27 protein-coding genes and 1 pseudogene are annotated in these 15,749 nt (G+C 34.8%); 3 read left to right on the top strand and 25 right to left on the bottom strand.

Going from position 1 to position 15,749, the window contains the following annotated elements; genetic code table 11:
- Positions 1-30: 30 nt before the first annotated feature.
- From H4J75_RS09300 to H4J75_RS09350, 11 genes are all read right to left on the bottom strand, one after another.
- Complete coding sequence (locus H4J75_RS09300; protein ID WP_182221955.1) at positions 31-645, bottom strand: hypothetical protein; 615 nt, start codon at positions 643-645, stop codon at positions 31-33.
- 104 nt (positions 646-749) lie between these two features.
- Positions 750-1,136, bottom strand: coding sequence for a hypothetical protein (locus H4J75_RS09305; RefSeq protein ID WP_182221956.1), 387 nt, complete (start codon positions 1,134-1,136; stop codon positions 750-752).
- Positions 1,137-1,257: 121 nt separating this feature from the next.
- A complete protein-coding gene (locus tag H4J75_RS09310) occupies positions 1,258-1,611 on the bottom strand; it encodes a hypothetical protein (RefSeq protein ID WP_182221957.1) in 354 nt (117 codons plus the stop codon).
- Between the two features lie 64 nt (positions 1,612-1,675).
- Positions 1,676-2,119, bottom strand: a complete 444-nt coding sequence (locus tag H4J75_RS09315; RefSeq protein ID WP_182221958.1) for a hypothetical protein — start codon at positions 2,117-2,119, stop codon at positions 1,676-1,678.
- A 133-nt stretch (positions 2,120-2,252) separates the two neighbouring features.
- Positions 2,253-2,711, bottom strand: a complete 459-nt coding sequence (locus H4J75_RS09320) for a hypothetical protein (RefSeq protein ID WP_182221959.1) — start codon at positions 2,709-2,711, stop codon at positions 2,253-2,255.
- A gap of 103 nt (positions 2,712-2,814) precedes the next feature.
- Positions 2,815-3,069, bottom strand: a complete 255-nt coding sequence (locus H4J75_RS09325; RefSeq protein WP_182215141.1) for a hypothetical protein — start codon at positions 3,067-3,069, stop codon at positions 2,815-2,817.
- Between the two features lie 103 nt (positions 3,070-3,172).
- Positions 3,173-3,553 (bottom strand): hypothetical protein, encoded by a 381-nt coding sequence (locus H4J75_RS09330; RefSeq protein ID WP_182221960.1) that lies wholly within the window; start codon positions 3,551-3,553, stop codon positions 3,173-3,175.
- Between the two features lie 97 nt (positions 3,554-3,650).
- The gene (locus H4J75_RS09335; protein ID WP_182221961.1) at positions 3,651-4,049 is read right to left on the bottom strand and encodes a DUF1801 domain-containing protein; all 399 of its coding nucleotides are present in this window, start codon (positions 4,047-4,049) and stop codon (positions 3,651-3,653) included.
- Positions 4,050-4,171: 122 nt separating this feature from the next.
- Positions 4,172-4,546 carry a hypothetical protein gene (locus tag H4J75_RS09340; protein ID WP_182215136.1) on the bottom strand — a complete coding sequence of 125 codons (375 nt, stop codon included), beginning with the start codon at positions 4,544-4,546 and terminating at the stop codon, positions 4,172-4,174.
- Between the two features lie 134 nt (positions 4,547-4,680).
- Entirely contained in the window at positions 4,681-5,019 is a 339-nt protein-coding gene (locus H4J75_RS09345) for a PDZ domain-containing protein (RefSeq protein WP_182221962.1), read from the bottom strand.
- 124 nt (positions 5,020-5,143) lie between these two features.
- Complete coding sequence (locus tag H4J75_RS09350; RefSeq protein WP_182221963.1) at positions 5,144-5,536, bottom strand: hypothetical protein; 393 nt, start codon at positions 5,534-5,536, stop codon at positions 5,144-5,146.
- Between the two features lie 206 nt (positions 5,537-5,742).
- Here H4J75_RS09350 and H4J75_RS09355 point away from each other — a divergent pair.
- Positions 5,743-6,696, top strand: a pseudogene (locus H4J75_RS09355) (IS30 family transposase).
- 28 nt (positions 6,697-6,724) lie between these two features.
- On the opposite strand, the gene H4J75_RS09360 reads toward H4J75_RS09355, so the two are convergent.
- The 10 genes from H4J75_RS09360 to H4J75_RS09405 all read right to left on the bottom strand — a co-directional run bounded on the left by H4J75_RS09360 (position 6,725) and on the right by H4J75_RS09405 (position 12,465).
- Complete coding sequence (locus H4J75_RS09360) at positions 6,725-7,168, bottom strand: DUF6326 family protein (protein ID WP_182221964.1); 444 nt, start codon at positions 7,166-7,168, stop codon at positions 6,725-6,727.
- Between the two features lie 120 nt (positions 7,169-7,288).
- Positions 7,289-7,732: a hypothetical protein gene (locus tag H4J75_RS09365; RefSeq protein WP_182221965.1), complete on the bottom strand. Its 444-nt coding sequence runs from the start codon at positions 7,730-7,732 to the stop codon at positions 7,289-7,291.
- 99 nt (positions 7,733-7,831) lie between these two features.
- The gene (locus H4J75_RS09370; RefSeq protein WP_182221966.1) at positions 7,832-8,134 is read right to left on the bottom strand and encodes a hypothetical protein; all 303 of its coding nucleotides are present in this window, start codon (positions 8,132-8,134) and stop codon (positions 7,832-7,834) included.
- A gap of 72 nt (positions 8,135-8,206) precedes the next feature.
- Complete coding sequence (locus tag H4J75_RS09375) at positions 8,207-8,674, bottom strand: nuclear transport factor 2 family protein (protein ID WP_182215124.1); 468 nt, start codon at positions 8,672-8,674, stop codon at positions 8,207-8,209.
- A 102-nt stretch (positions 8,675-8,776) separates the two neighbouring features.
- Positions 8,777-9,250, bottom strand: a complete 474-nt coding sequence (locus tag H4J75_RS09380; protein ID WP_182221967.1) for a hypothetical protein — start codon at positions 9,248-9,250, stop codon at positions 8,777-8,779.
- 134 nt (positions 9,251-9,384) lie between these two features.
- Complete coding sequence (locus H4J75_RS09385) at positions 9,385-9,972, bottom strand: hypothetical protein (protein ID WP_182221968.1); 588 nt, start codon at positions 9,970-9,972, stop codon at positions 9,385-9,387.
- A gap of 135 nt (positions 9,973-10,107) precedes the next feature.
- Positions 10,108-10,467, bottom strand: a complete 360-nt coding sequence (locus H4J75_RS09390; RefSeq protein WP_182221969.1) for a VOC family protein — start codon at positions 10,465-10,467, stop codon at positions 10,108-10,110.
- 120 nt (positions 10,468-10,587) lie between these two features.
- Positions 10,588-11,037, bottom strand: coding sequence for a GyrI-like domain-containing protein (locus H4J75_RS09395; protein ID WP_182221970.1), 450 nt, complete (start codon positions 11,035-11,037; stop codon positions 10,588-10,590).
- A 567-nt stretch (positions 11,038-11,604) separates the two neighbouring features.
- On the bottom strand, positions 11,605-11,814 hold the full coding sequence (locus H4J75_RS09400; protein ID WP_182218477.1) for a hypothetical protein: 210 nt from the start codon (positions 11,812-11,814) through the stop codon (positions 11,605-11,607).
- 351 nt (positions 11,815-12,165) lie between these two features.
- Positions 12,166-12,465 carry a hypothetical protein gene (locus H4J75_RS09405; RefSeq protein ID WP_182221971.1) on the bottom strand — a complete coding sequence of 100 codons (300 nt, stop codon included), beginning with the start codon at positions 12,463-12,465 and terminating at the stop codon, positions 12,166-12,168.
- A 162-nt stretch (positions 12,466-12,627) separates the two neighbouring features.
- Between H4J75_RS09405 and H4J75_RS09410 the strand changes: the two genes are divergently transcribed.
- Both H4J75_RS09410 and H4J75_RS09415 read left to right on the top strand, forming a co-directional pair.
- A complete protein-coding gene (locus H4J75_RS09410) occupies positions 12,628-12,867 on the top strand; it encodes a type II toxin-antitoxin system ParD family antitoxin (RefSeq protein ID WP_182218473.1) in 240 nt (79 codons plus the stop codon).
- Positions 12,867-13,160 carry a type II toxin-antitoxin system RelE/ParE family toxin gene (locus tag H4J75_RS09415; RefSeq protein ID WP_182218471.1) on the top strand — a complete coding sequence of 98 codons (294 nt, stop codon included), beginning with the start codon at positions 12,867-12,869 and terminating at the stop codon, positions 13,158-13,160. Before H4J75_RS09410 ends, H4J75_RS09415 begins: the two co-directional genes overlap by 1 nt.
- 53 nt (positions 13,161-13,213) lie before the next feature.
- Here the strand turns inward: H4J75_RS09415 and H4J75_RS09420 are convergent, their stop codons facing one another.
- The 4 genes from H4J75_RS09420 to H4J75_RS09435 all read right to left on the bottom strand — a co-directional run bounded on the left by H4J75_RS09420 (position 13,214) and on the right by H4J75_RS09435 (position 15,427).
- On the bottom strand, positions 13,214-13,693 hold the full coding sequence (locus H4J75_RS09420; RefSeq protein ID WP_182218469.1) for a hypothetical protein: 480 nt from the start codon (positions 13,691-13,693) through the stop codon (positions 13,214-13,216).
- Between the two features lie 126 nt (positions 13,694-13,819).
- Positions 13,820-14,710, bottom strand: coding sequence for a hypothetical protein (locus H4J75_RS09425; protein ID WP_182221972.1), 891 nt, complete (start codon positions 14,708-14,710; stop codon positions 13,820-13,822).
- Between the two features lie 115 nt (positions 14,711-14,825).
- Complete coding sequence (locus H4J75_RS09430; protein WP_182221973.1) at positions 14,826-15,122, bottom strand: Bor/Iss family lipoprotein; 297 nt, start codon at positions 15,120-15,122, stop codon at positions 14,826-14,828.
- A complete protein-coding gene (locus tag H4J75_RS09435; RefSeq protein WP_182218464.1) occupies positions 15,122-15,427 on the bottom strand; it encodes a Bor family protein in 306 nt (101 codons plus the stop codon). The genes H4J75_RS09430 and H4J75_RS09435 overlap by 1 nt, the downstream gene beginning before the upstream one ends.
- Positions 15,428-15,749: the final 322 nt, after the last annotated feature.

The raw sequence follows: 15,749 nt of genomic DNA on the forward strand, positions 1-15,749 counted from the left end.
TAGCTTGTTATAAGCTACTTAACTCTAAACCTATCTTTCTAAGTAATTTGGTATTAAACCTGTCAGCTCTTGAAAGCTTTGAATCATAAGACGTTGCTCTGGAAATTTATGAAATTTAATATTTAAATATTCATTCTTAGTTAGCAACTTACCAAATTTCTTAAGAACATCAGGAGTTTTGTCTGCAAATAAGCCACTTTCTAATGTAATGACCGAAATATCAGCCCAAGGAATAAACAGGTTTTTATGACCAAACTTAAAAGGAAAAATAACGCTTAAGTAAAGCCCACTTTTATTTCCGGCAACTCTTAAAATACCATTGTGCCTAATTTTACCCACATAACCATTTCCTGTGTGGAATTTTACAACTGAGTTTTTCTGTTGATTATTACCATATTCTTTAGCTAGTTTTTGCCAACCACTCTGTTTTCCTAACGTATATGAAACCCCAAACCATCCGGTAACAAAAACAACAGAAAACCAATAAGATGTTAAAAACTGTTCTGATAGGTGCTGGAAACTAACAATATACTCTTTCGCTATAGGTGGGATTTCACCTCCAGATCCAGAGTAAAGAGAAAGTACAAAAAATGAAACGAAGGCAATTGTCCAAATAAACCCTAAAAACTTTAAAACGATCTTCATACAATCCTTGTAACTTATAACGCCCATATTAAGCGGCAAATAATAGTTGACTATAGGTGAGCAACAAACAGCAGCCAACTGTTTTTGTCCGTTTGAACGTGTTTTTAGTTGCTGATCACACCAATAGTTGATACATAAATCAGAAAGATACCAAATATAAGAGAAGCAACCCCCGCAGGCCTGAATGTGCTTTTAAATTTATGAGCTGACCAAACAGCAAATTTACGATGCTTATCAGAACCCATGATTACAAGCCCAATACCAACAGCGATTAGTAAATAGCCAATACTAAGTATTAATTGAGGATACAGTGTAGATTGATTAAAAAGTACAAAGACAACCCCTGCAACTAACCGACTAATAACTTCGAACCAATGGAAATAACTTCTATTACTGAAACTTACGATCCCATCTGACCAATAATTTGGATTAACAATCATGACGATACTTAGACAGATCATTATTAAACCAAACGCAGTGATGAAATACACAGAAATCTCCTAAGCAACTAACGCCCATATTAACGGGCAAATAATAGTTGGCTAAAATATGATGCGAAGCGGAACCAGCCAACTACAATTTTTCCCGCTTAAATAGCTTGTTATATGTAAATTACCTAACTAGTCCTAATACTTCTTCGCCTTGAAACCCAACACTTAATTGATTACAGCTTTTTGCCGTTATTTGGACATCGACAAATGAACCTTCAGCTGCACTATACATTTTTGCATCCCAAGAAGATTTCGTTGAGTCTATCTTAAGACTTTTTAATACAACTAAACCAATGGACTCAGGGTTTAAGTTATGAGAATAAACTGAGATTTCACCTTTAGTTAAATCAATAAAAAGTTTTGCCGGTTTAGCTGAGTGATCCCAAATACCAGTAAGATTACACTCATCACTTTTCGCCTTAGGTGAAAATATTGAGACTATAAAGATTGAGCTTAAAACTATCAGTTTGAACATGACTATCCTATACATTTAACACTCGCTTGAGCGCTTGTCAGAGAGCAGTTAACACCATTCACCTCTAACTATTTGATTTAAAAACGCGTTTTAATGCCTTGGGAATTATTGAATCCCCCTTAACAATCCTACTATTATTAATTCTTCTAAACTTAGATATTACTGCTGAATCTGCAGTATATGATTGTCCATTTATAGTGATGAAGCCATCAGTAAAGTACACTTTAAACAATTCATTCTGATTTGGAGACATTAACAACAATATGTCAGCACTTTCTAGGTTGACTGGATTTTTGGTTGTTGTAGCCGTTAATACTACGGTATCAATAAAATTTTTTATTAATTTAAAGTTTGCCCATCTAGCATAAATAATTGCACTATCTTGCTTTTGATTTAGCCAATAAATAGTTTCTACTTCTTGAATCGTACTTGTGTCATAAAATTCATCACTAGCAGCTAATACAACAGTAGGTATTATGCACAAACACAAAAATAAAAACTTAATCATTTCGCAACTCCTTGATAATTCGCAGAGACTATCTCTGCTCCCTAACCTCCCGCTAAGGGAAATTTATAGTTTGCTAAAATGTTGAAAGGAGTAGAAAACAGCAAACTGTAAGTTTTCACTCTTGATCGCATTGTTAGGAGTAATGGCTCGGTATGTTTTGTGTGTAAGTATTGATACCCAATAATACTGACTTACCTTCACCAGAATTTAGAGCACGCTTTATGGAAGAACTAAATTTGTCCAATGATGATGCCTCAAACTGGATCTTAAATTTGGCAAAGCAAATGTTATCAGCAGATTCATTACCAGCTATTTCGTTTGATACTGACACTATAACTGCTGTGTGACCAGCGGAATCAAAACAATAAAATTTAAATTTACAATGTCCATAAATTGAGCCTTTCTCTCCAATTTCAAATATCACTTCATCAGAATTTGATTTCGGGAATCCAACTAGTTGTTCAGATAGTGTTTGTAAAACATCCGCATTTATATACTGTTCAGTTTCCCCCGAAAAACGTCCATTACTGGCAGTAATCCAAACCTTTGCTGTGTCATCACGCAGAAACGTTAACTCTATTATTGCTTTCAATTTTAGGTACACCTAACGTCCCGCTAAGGGGAAATTTAATTGTTGGTTATAACGTGAAGCGAGCAGAGCCTAACCAACTGTTAAAAAGACCTGCTTGAATGGCTTATAGTGACTTCAAACTGAATGCTTCATTAATTTTATTAACCAATTCTTTAGCTTGAGCTTCATTAAGTGAAATAGGTAAAGAAGAATAAGACAAAAAACCTTTAGATACTATGTTTAGACCAACACCAACGGAACCGTCTTCTAAGCCTAGCTTATGTACATTAACCTTAGTTTTTATTAAAGTTTTAGCTAACGCATCTACTTGACCTAATGCGCCAATTTCTTTGCCTTTAAATAGTTTAAAAAGTGCCATGCTCGTCCTTGTAAATATAACGCCCAAATAACAGGCTAAAAATAGTGGGCTAAAATGGAGCCAAGAGAACGGCCTGCTGTTTTAGTCCTTGTTGATTTTTTTATTAGGTGCTTTTACCCAAACCAAGCGACTTAAGTATTAAAAGTGATAATAAACTAATAAGACCAGAACATATAAAGCCTGTAAGCGGAGCAAATGTTCTTCCCGTATCGGATATGACCTTACTCATCGCTAGCTCTTGAGATGCGGTAATTTCTAAACCATTAAACATACCGTCATTATTAAGATCGAACTTATTTAATTGAAATTCTAAGTAAACTTCATATCCAAAGACTGAATATATTATTAAGCCGTATGAAATGGCAAAAATATAAAGACTGATTTTCGATGGAAACGCTAATTTTTTTCTTGATAATTTAAGATAAACAAATATTACAATTGGTGCAAGATACAAGAAAACAAAGAACATGTAGATTAGAACCATCCAGACACTCCAAACGCCACGTTAAGCGACAAAAGATTGTTGGTTAATGTTGCGAAAGGAGTGAAATAGCCAATTTTTTTTGTCCTTGTTTAATTTCTTAGGCATTTTTACACCTATATTTTTGCTGCATATACTGAACGGATAACTTAGCTATTTTTTCGAGAACATCCAGTTTGATATCGGATAATTTATTAATATACAAACAAGATTTGCCCAGTTTATGTTTACCTAGTTCCTGTAATAAGTCTTCGATTTTGTCAAAACCAGGCATTATATAAACCACTAAGTTTTGTTTTCTAGGAGAGAACGAGATTACTGCGGAATCTCCTTCACGACCGCTATCGTATTTATAGTGATATTTACCGAAGCCAATTATGCTGCCACTTAAATAAGGCTTATACCCAGATACTCTTTCCAAAAAAGATAACAACGCAAATGAATCCGATTTTCTGGTCTCATTTTCAATGCACGATATAAAATTGTTGATTTCATCCATTTGACTGCTCCAAAATTATCGAAATGCCTTGCGGCCATATTAAGTGGCAAATAATAATTGGCTAAAATGTGAACGGAGTGAAACTGCCAACTGTAATTTTTCCGTTTGAAGTTCTGTTAGGTTTAAAGAAATCCTGCAGAAAAAATACCTGCACCAAGCCCCAAAAACCCCATAGAAGCTCCACGAATAACCTTTAAAATTTTAGACATTTCATATATGTTTTTACCTTTGAGCAGTGAATCAACAATATGGTCTTGCCCAACCAAAGAAAAAAATATTGATAGAGCTAAAAAAGCTAATGAAACATAGATACCATTTCCAATTACAACAACGTTTAATTGTATAAGAATTATTATTGCACCAATGACAGCAGATGAAAGCCACGCATATTGTTTTAATAATTCAAAATGAAGCTCTGTTGTCAATGTTTCATTCTTCGCTTTATTTGTACCGACTGATTCGACTTCGATATTTTTTTCTACTATTACTTCTTCCATAATTTAAAAAGAACTCCAATGTATGGTTAAACCTATTGCCTACTTTTAGAGGCAAATAATATGTTGGCTAAAATAAGCGACGCAGGAGCAAAAGCCAACAATTATTTGTCCTGCTTTAACGACTTGTTATATTTTTATTGCAGAGTGATATTGGCTTCATATGTTTCACCGTTAGGCTTCAACATACTCAAAACGACATTATCACCAACTTTCTTTTGTAAAGAGCTCTTAGCTGTTGAAGCTGGACAGCCAGGAATTTTACAGCCATCAATTGCAACTACGTCATCGCCAACGTTAAGCCCTTCTTTTTCAGCGGAAGAACCTTCAACAACTGATTTGATAGTAGCTTTAGTTACTTCAGGACTAAAAAATCCAGATACATTTACATCCATTTTAAAACCTTTTTCACCTTGCTCCTCTGCAAAAGTATAGAAAGAAAACATAGTTAACAAAATTGTGATTAATACTCTCATGGTAGATTTTATCCTTAAAATATAGCGCCCCATTAAGAGGCTAAAAATTGTTGGCTATATTCGCGAGGAACGAGCGCTAGCCAACTGTTTAGCGTCCGTTTGAGTCACTTTCTAGGTTAATACCTTAATTTTCACTCAATTCTACAACCATTGGCTTACCGCCAAAACCATGTTCATTACATTTGGCTCTTACTATTACCTTAGATATTTCTGATGGAATTTTTATATCACACTGGCTACGAGTAAATGGTTGCTCATTATCATGAGGATGAGCAAGTTGACGGTATCCAAGTTTATTACCGTCTAAATCTATAACTTCCCAACCATCTGCGTAATGCCCCCACCCTTGGTCATTGTGCCGAACTGAGGTGGCAAAGCACCAACTACCGTTTGATTTCTTAGTAGCGAGAACCTGTGTAACCTGAGCAAAATCCAAAGAAGTAGAATAAGTATCTACGTCAAATTTTGATGCGAATGTTGATGATGCAAAAATCGATAATATTACCAGTAGTTTCATGTAAACTCCATTTCACCTAGCGCCCTAATAACGGACAATAAAATTGTTGGTTAAAATGACGCGAAGCGAACAGCCTGCACTTTTCAGTCCTGTGGATTAGCTTGTTATACATGCCGAATTCATATACTAAGTGCGACACCCAAGTTAATAAAAACGATGAACTGCGATATCCTTAGTTTTTTGCTCCCGCCAAGAAGTAAAACACTATGAAATACAAGCAGCTCACCGAGGGTGATAGATATACTTTAGCCGCCTTAAAAAGGCAAGGCTTAAGCTTTACTAATATTGCAAAAGCAATGAATAGAGACAGAAGTACTATTTATCGAGAGGTAAATCGTAATAGTTGTTGGATTATTGATGACTCATATAGACCAAGTAAAGCACAGCGACGGACAAAAGCTCGGCGTAGTCGCTCTAGACGAAATCAGCACTTTACTCAGAAAGATTACGCCATTGTTCGGCGGTTATTGCATAAACAATGGAGCCCTGAGCAAATAACGGGGCACCTCAAGCAGCAAGGTCTTCGCTGCTTCAGTCATGAAACTATTTATCGTTATATTTGACGAGATAAGAAAAGTGGCGGTAAGTTATGGAAGCAATTGCGATGTGCTAATAAGCAAAGACGTAAACGGTATAAGGCTTACGATAGCCGCGGCAGGCTTGCCGGTAAACGAAATATAGCTGACCGGCCAGCGGAAGTTGAAACACGAAAAACACAAGGTCATTGGGAAATAGATACCGTGATGGGAAAAGGCTCTAAGCACTGTATTGTGACTTTAGTTGAACGGAAAACGGGTTACACATTGATAGGTCAATTAAATGATAGGACGACTAAATCAACGAACACGAGAACGATTAAACTCATGAATAAAATGCCCAGGCAATTTAAGACAATTACTTCTGATAACGGCACCGAGTTCCATCAATATAAGAAAGTAGAAGAAGCCACTAATTGCCCTTATTATTTTGCTAACCCACACCACTCCTGGGAGCGTGGAACGAACGAAAACACTAACGGTTTAATCAGACAATATTTAGTTAAAGGAACCTCAATGAAGGGCTTAACTCAGCGACGATGTAATGCCATCGCAGCTAAATTAAATACAAGACCAAGAAAGAGATTGGGATATAAAACACCGGAGGAATGCTTTAATGAATAATTACTTTTGTCGCACTTCAAACTTGAAACTAAGCATTACTTGCTAGTGGTATTTCGGCTTTAGGCCATTTCCACGCGTACCAAATAATCGCCAATGAGATTAAAACCTCTATCGCTGTTAAAAATAAGTAAAACACCCAGGTTTCTGTCAAATTAGTTGCAATAAGAATAACTATATAAAGCGTGCTCAATATTATATTCAACCAACGATTTATCTTAGGTTGCACCACTAAGGTAAAAAATATCATCACACTTGGCATTGCCATTAATAAAGCAACTGCAAAAAACTCTAATTGAGTTTCAGCTGTTACTTTTACTGCCATAGCATCTGCTAATATTCCAGGTACATAAATCTGTATATAGTCACCGTAAACATAACAAAACATTACCGCTACCCAAAGCGCAGAAATCTTTAATTTTACATTAATTTTAAAATCTTCATAAACTTCCGTATTATTTTTAACTGTACTCATTCAAAACTCCATATTTTCGATAACGTATAAGGCCCTGTTCAGGGGCTAACTTTGGTTGGCGTACTGTGAGCGGAGCGAGACCACCAACAGTAACTTGTCCTTTTAAGTGATTTGTTATATTTAGAATTTATAACCAACATCTAATGTAAACATAGCCTTTCTTGAAGGGTTGATACGCTGATTACTAAATAATGGTGTATATGATTCTTCATCATAGACACCCACTCCAGCTCCTAAAACCCAGCCACTGTCTTTAAAGCCTTCCAAATGATAATTATAAGTTATAAAACCATATCGGCTATCTCCATCAAAGATACCTTGAATTTCACCAAGTGAAAAACCAACAGAATGATATTCATCATCTGAAACAATTGTTTGCATTCCTACTGAATATCCAGGTAACCCAACTGACATGAAATATTTACTATCTTGATGTTTTACTGAAAACTGAGTCCCAATAATTCCACTATATTGAAAACCTGCCCCAAGTGAAAACTCAAATTCAGCTCCAAAAGCAGAAATAGGGAGATAAGATAATAAAATAAGCAGTGATTTTTTGAACATAACACCATCCTTGATTAATAAAAATAACGCCGCATTAAGCGGCTAAAATTGTGAACGCAGTGAAACAGCCAACTGTTTTTTGTCCGTTTTAATGCTTTGTTATATGTTTTTTCGGCGATAAACTACAACCCAAAAGTATACTAATATGGCAATTAAATTTAGAAAATACAAAAGAAAACCAATTAGCATCCGATGATCAGTATCATCATTTTCAATAAAGTCTTCTAACATTAACGTCCAAAAGCCAATAACAGTAATAAATAATATAGGGATACCGATTTTCTCAACTAAATGGGCTTTATTCCAATTAACATATGTATATTCATCTAAATACCCCATTAGAGCTGCAATAAGAATTACAACGACAACAAGTGTGTACCAAAAACCTGCAAGTAATTTCATAAAAGTTTAAACATAAAATGCCCCATTAAGAGCCAAGTGTGTTTTGTCCGTTTGAATAATTTGTTAGGTGAATTATTTACCGTACCTGCGAATAACGGATACCTGACCATTTTCTAACTCAATAACATCCAGTACCACTTTGCTATAACTAAATTCTGAACCATCTGAGCGTAGACCTTTAGCAGAAAATTTATGCTTAAATGCAATTGAGTTGTAACCAACAATATACGCTATTAATTTTGAATCATAACTAGTATGGACACCCAGATAACGAGTCATCCCTTTGCGCATCATTTCTTTCCCATCCGGTTCTCTAGAATCATCGGGAGCATTAGGGAAATGCTGATTGCCTACATCATCAGTTAAGAATGATAAGTAATGTTCTAAATCTTCTTTAGAAGCATTAGGCTGTTGAGTTTTTACCTTTGCTTTATAGTATGCTTGAAAAAATTTATCGTAATCAACCATATCTTCATTGGCTACCACATTTGTTGAAAGACAAGTAATTAAAACAGCTACGATTGATATAAATTTATTCATTTGTGCTCCTTAGTATGAGATTCACATAACGCCTCGTTAAGCGGCAAAAGTGTGAAGCGGAGCGGAACCAACCAACTGTAATTTGTCCCGCTTAAACAGCTTTTATGTGCACTTTATTACCTGTACGGGGGAATTACAATACTCTAATTTCCCTATTAATTCGTTATTATCTGCATAGTTAGGACAATTACCAATAGTAACAGCATAAACGCTACCATTTGGTTGTATCTCTACATCGACAAAAGATGCAACAAGCCTGTCTCTTAATTGACGACTCCAAGTAAAATGATAATTGGTATTATGGGATTTTAGGAATGATCTGTCTGGCGCGTTAAACTTACTAGTAAAAGAAGTTAAAGCCACATCCTGACTCTTTACATTTATACTCGCAGACCTTGCTGTCCAAGAGAACGGCCAAGATCTGGTGATATCTACAGATATTTTGCATTCTCCAAGCTCCGAGGTACGCGATAGTTCAGAAACTATTTCTGCATATTCAATGTTCTTTAAACTACTTGAGCCTGCTTGACTAAGCCAAACAAAAAGAATAACTATTGGAATCAATATACGATTCATGATGAATACGCCTCACGTCCTGTGCAACTAACGCCCCATTAACGGGTCAAAATAGTTGGCTATAATGTTAAACGAAGTGAAAAGCCAACTATCATTTGTCCTGTTTTAACGACTTGTTATGTTTACAGCACTATCTACAAATTATAATAAGCACCAACAAAAAAACCATGTTGTTTGAAAGCATTTATATATCCTGATAGAGGAATAGATAAACAAGCGCTGAAATAATCATTTATTTTATATGTACCTTGATCTTTCCACCCATGTTCAAAAGCTAATTGTATTGGTCCTTTAATTGGATGTTCTCGTTGTATATCTGTTAGTGGGATTGAAATAAAATAAGAACCATTATTTGAATTAACAATATCCTTGAAAGTAAATGGTTCTCCGAACTCTTTAGCTCTAATTGTATCCTTTAGAAAGTCAACATAATGCCCTGCTTTTTCTTTACAAATATTAAACCTAATATGCTTTGAGGCTACCTTTATTGCATCACTAGGCCACTTATCCTGCTGGTACGAATATTTTGTAGATAAAACTAAAATATCTCTGTCGTAAGGGCTTCCCATTTCTTCCAATTTATCAGGTGTAAAGTTCTCTATTTCTTGAGGTAATTCATCAATGAACTTTACAATATTATTGTTAGCAAATGATTGGGAAGATAAAGTTGAGATTGTCATGCCTAATAGCAATGATATGTGTAATTTATTTAAATGATTCATAATATCCTTATTATTTAACTATGATGGTAATTGAATGTAAACATAACGCCCCATTAAGAGGCTTCTAATTGTGGGTTAAAATGTGAAGCGAAGCGGAACCTAGCCAACTGATAAAATTCCTGCTTAAATCGCCTGTTATGTGCCAGATAAACACCAAACAGCAAATTCATTACCACTAGGTTCAATAAAGTGAAAACGACTACCACCAGGGAATGAGAAAATTGGAGTAGATATTTTGCCACCAAAAGACTCTACAATTGATTGAGCTTGCTCCAAATCATTCGTTTTCAATACGAGCAAGGCAGAACCGTTTGAGGTTACTGATGATAAGTCCGATTTATAAAAACCACCGTCCAATCCTTCATCTGCAAAAGCAGTATAATCGGGACCGTAATCGATAAAACTCCAACCAAAGGCATCCTCAAAAAACTTTTTTGTAGCTGGAATATCTGTAGCAGGAAACTCTACATAATTTAACTTTAAATTTACAGGCATAACCTAAATCCTTTTTGGCACATAACACCCAATTAACGGGCAAAAAATAGCGAGCTAAAATACGAACGAAGTGACAAAAACCCGCTGTTTTTTGTCCTTGTTAAATGGCTTACTATGTAACTATTTAACCGCTACATGGACTTCTATTTCATTTCCGTTTGGGTAATACTCGAAATCCGTTGTATAAAGCCTTATATGTTCTTCTTTAACGTTAGAAAAATAATTCCAAACTTCTGTCCAAGCATCAATAGCTATTTGAGGCATTTCGCCTTTATGCGTAAACACAAGATATTTTGCTTCAGGAATAGTTATCTTTTCCATATTTATATTCGATGGAAAAGACGTTCCGTCAAAACCAGCAAGAACAGTAAACTTTCCTGTGTGGTCTGATTCATAGTTAGAATATACACCGTATACTCTTTCGCCACTTTTATAATCCACTGGAACCAATTCATCAAAAGCTTGCCACAAAGCTCCTATTTTACCTTTATTAGGATCCATCTCTGTTGCGTTATCAGTTCGGATACTAAGCCCGTTAATAGTTTTTTCTGAAACAAATTTTAATTCCATCACGATACTCTTCTAATTACATAACGCCCTACTAAGCGGCTAAAAATAGTTGGCTATAGTTTGCAAGGTACGAGCAAAACCAACTGTTTGTGTCCGTATTGAGTTGCTTATTATGTGTTTACTTTGACCTTGTAACCGCCAAAAAACCAACATAAAGCAGTACCTATAAAGATAACAGGTAGCAAAACAACAATTTTAAATTTTGAAACTTCAATGTGTAAATCAAAATAATTTAATGCATCGTTAACATATGGAAATAATGAAAACATAACGAGTAGAGTAATTATAAAATTGAAATATACAAAAGCATTAGCTTTCAGATGAACATTACAGTTGATACACCTTGTTGAGAATGCATTTCTAGCTCTGATCCAAGCTGTAAAATTGATAGCTCTTTCGTTGCAATTTGGACAATCCATAGTCGATACACATTAAACACATAACGCCCTGTTAATGGGCAAAAATTGTTGGCGAAAATGTTGAACGGAGTTAAAACAGCTAACTGTTTTTTGTCCGTTTGAAAGCCTTCTTAGCTATACACTATTTACACATTCCAATTGACGAAAACTAAAACACTCGTTTTCCAGATATTGCGATATAAATGGCAACAAAACCAAGCAATGAATATATCCATTCGAAATAATCAACCTCTTGGTAATTACCTTTCAATGCCATTGTGCCAATCATATACGCTAAAAATAATGAAGGAACAGCAAAAGCACCTAGTAGAAGCCGAATATTTAGAGGTAATTTTGTACTTTTATTTTTCGTATTCATTGTTCATGCTGTCCTTTGTAAATTTTAGCTAGTGCCACAAAATATGATCTGTATAGCTAACGCCTCATTAAGAGGCAAATAATAGTTGGTTAAAATAAGCGACGAAGGAGAAAAAACCAACTGTTTTTTGTCCTTGATGATTTTATTGTTAGGCATTTTTGCCACGGTGTGAAAATATTAAGCTAATACCAGCTAGAAATGCAGCACATATGACCCAAAAAGTGACAATAGATACAAAAAGTGGGGTAATCACTGGCGGTAAATTAAATAGAACAGCTAAAGCAATAAATCGCTTTATAAACACCTTTAATTCAACATACTCAAATCCTTTTGAATGCTTTGTTATACCTATTATTTCACATGCTTATTAAGTGACTCATCAAGTTGCTTTTTCTGTTTTACTTTTTCATTTTTACATTTGTTTCTTTCATATTCATAGGGATGATTACAGTTTTCATCAGCACCTAAACTGATTATTAACGTCTGCTCTCTTTCCTTACATTTAGCTTCTTGAGCTGGTTCCATATTGATGCATGATGATTCTATTTTATTTGTTTCTGCTTCACCATAATCATCTTCACTATAAATGCTACATCCATTCATAACAACTAAAGCGATAACTAAATATAATATATTAAACTTTGAATTCATCTGCTAACTCCATATGTGTATAACACCCAAATAATAGGATAAAAATGTTTGGCTATAATGTGAACGAAGTGAAACAGCCAGCTGTTTTTTGTCCGTTTAATTGCCTTGTTATATTTTTTATACCATAATCTAATATATATTGGTACAAACAAGGGTTTTATTATGGCTAAAAATACTAGCGTCACACTAGGCGATCATTTTGATCAGTTTATTAACCAACAACTTAACACAGGTCGTTACGGTTCAGCGAGTGAAATTGTTCGAGCTGGGTTAAGAGCTTTAGAAGATCAAGAAACTAAACTATTAAATTTACGCAATATGCTTATTCAAGGTGAACAAAGCGGTATAGCTGATTACAGTTATGATTCTTTATTAACAGAATTAGATAACGAAAATAACTAATGGAAAAATTAGTATTATCCGCTAAAGCGAAATCAGATTTAATTAAAACAGCTCGATACACTCAACTTACATGGGGAACCACGCAACGAAATGATTATTTAAAAATATTAGATAGCACATTTCGATTATTGGCTGAGGAGCCAGAGTTAGGAATAGACTGTGATTACATCAGAGAGGGTTACAGTAAATATCCTCAAGCTAGCCACGTAATTTATTACAAAGAACATAAAGTAAATCAAATATTAATTGTACGTGTGCTGCATAAAAGTATGGATGTTAACTCTGCTATCTAGAAAAATTTAACGCCCCATTAAAAGTCCTGCTTGAATGGCTTGTTATATTTCAATTACTTACACCAGGTTACAGGGATTATACGAGTTTTATCCGTATTAACAGCACCTGCATGAAAACCACACTTATTACTGCCGCACATATAACCAAACATCCCAGTTATTTCCCCATATTCTGAAGTTAACTTTATGCTTTGGTTGTTTTGAAAGTAAATTTTAGTTTCGTCATTTCCAGTAGGTAACGCCAATGGAATTGGTACAATTAAAACAAAAGCACCAACGCCAGACCAATTATAACCATCGTGATATGTGAGTACGTCACAAGAACCATTGGTACTAATTTGATCTGGTTTTCCCCAAAGAGATGTTACTTCCTCTTTAGAATATGATTTATTTTCACCGTATCCTTGTTCGTTACGCTGCTCTGAAAGATTAAAACTTTCTTTTTTAGACTCGAATGTTCCATATGACCCAACGGATAAACCGATACAACCAGAAAGAAAGAGTAATGAAATTAAAACTACCAGAATACGCATAATGTCCCTATTGAAATATCGCCCTGCTAAGCGGCGCGAAATAGTTGGCTAAAATGTAGGAGGAACGAGTGCTAGCCAACTGTTTAGCGTCCGTTTGAGTAACTTGTTATAACTTTTATACACCAATCAGCTTTCTTTCTTTAACACAATTTCAATATTTGAGTTATCCAAGATTAATATCATAGTATCTCCTGAGAAAGAAGAAATAGTATTGGTTTCTTTGGTTCTGCTCTCTTGATTTGTCGGTTTACCATAAAGGTACGTCCAACTAATTTTGTTATTTGAAATAAAGAACCCCCCTGAGTTTACGCTATCTTGTTTGCCCTCTATTGAATCTTTACGGGCAAACGTTAAATCTGCCTTTAACTCAAAAATGACTTGAACAACTTTATCGTCTTTGTCTACATATTGCCCATTCCATATTCCAATGTATTTATCTTCATTTTTAATAACTAAAGGGATTATATTTGAAGTAGGTAAATGTGATGTTTTAAGTATGCTAATGACTTCCGACTGAAGAACGTTCGCTCCGTTATCCGAAGTTGGTGTTGCAAAGGCTAAATAGGAATTTTTGTGGTCTGTAATAAAATGAACCAGTTGTTTCCTTGTTTCTTGTTCACCCTTTGGTATAAATGAAATTTCAATATAATTTAAATCAAACTTCCCATTTGATTTGTAGTTACCTTTATCTAATAGATTGTAAGAACCAGTTTCACTTGCAGCATGAATATCTCTAATAAAACCAGAAATCCATTTTTCGGCATTAAGCCAACCAGCCGGTAATTTACTAAACGCGACAAAGTACTGGAATTCATCTCCATTCCAACCAGCTAAAACATTTTCAGTTTCATCATATTCTGGGATTACCTGAAAAGTTAGATCTAAAGTTTCCATTAGATCGATTGCCAATCCATCAGCAACTACTTGAGAATCAGAATAAGCATGTGCATGTGCATGTGCATGTGAGGAATAAACCATAATGATTACCAAAAGAAAACAAATTTTAAAATTAGACACTGGATATCCCAAAGTTATAACGCCCCATTAAGAGGCTTTTAATTGTTGGTTATAATGTGTAGCGAAGCGGAACCTAACCAACTGTCAAAGCCCTAATTGAATGGCTTTTTATATTTTATTTACACGATACTTCAACCGTTTTTGGGTACCAAATTGGTCCCAACATATTTACTGCACCACTAGCCAAACCATTTATAAAAGTTAATTCGGTTTTTACTGATGCCCAAGGCGTGTTACCACATTCTTTTTGGAGGTCTACAACTGGCGAGCCCTCATATAAAGAAAGGGCGAAGTTATGATGCCATAATTGAGTGGTTTGATTTGATTTAACTTGATCACCTTTATCAAAATGGATTGTTGAACAACCGGAAAACAAAGTAACACATAAAACGCCTAACAGTATGTTTTTCATTATGATTCTTCCTTAGGACACCAAACTTTCACTGTATGTGGTGCATAAATACCTAGTGTAATTAATGCTAAAACACCATCAGAAAATGTTTGTTGTGATTGCATTTGCAATGGTTCATTTTTGTTACAAACTTTCAGGACATCAACACGATGTTCTCCAGATAGCCCCCATAAATAAAATGGTTTTGAATCTTGGTATGTGGGTTTATTGACAAGTTTATTTTGCCCTTCCGGTTTTATAGTAACCGTTGAACAAGCAGTGATCCCCACTAAAAGTACACTTAAAATTAAACTATTTTTTTTCATAATTACTCCATATGATGATTTAAAATATAACGCCCCTGTTAAGCGGCTAAAAATTGTTGACTAAATAACTTAGAGCATAATATCTAGAGTTGAACTTTAAAATGTTCGATTAATGTTGGGGAAATGTAAAAATGTGTAAGATATACCTGATGCGACCAAAAAATATAACGCCCCATTAAGAGGCAAATGATAGTTGACTAAAATAAGCGACGAAGGAGCAAATAGCCAGCTGTTATTTGTCCTGCTTGAATGGCTTGTTATACGCAATTTTCATATTTAAGCGTTTGATAGTGAGTAACTTTACCATTAATTAAGATCTCCG

The sequence above is a fragment of the Colwellia sp. BRX10-1 genome, from assembly GCF_014077545.1.
GTDB lineage: Bacteria > Pseudomonadota > Gammaproteobacteria > Enterobacterales > Alteromonadaceae > Colwellia_A.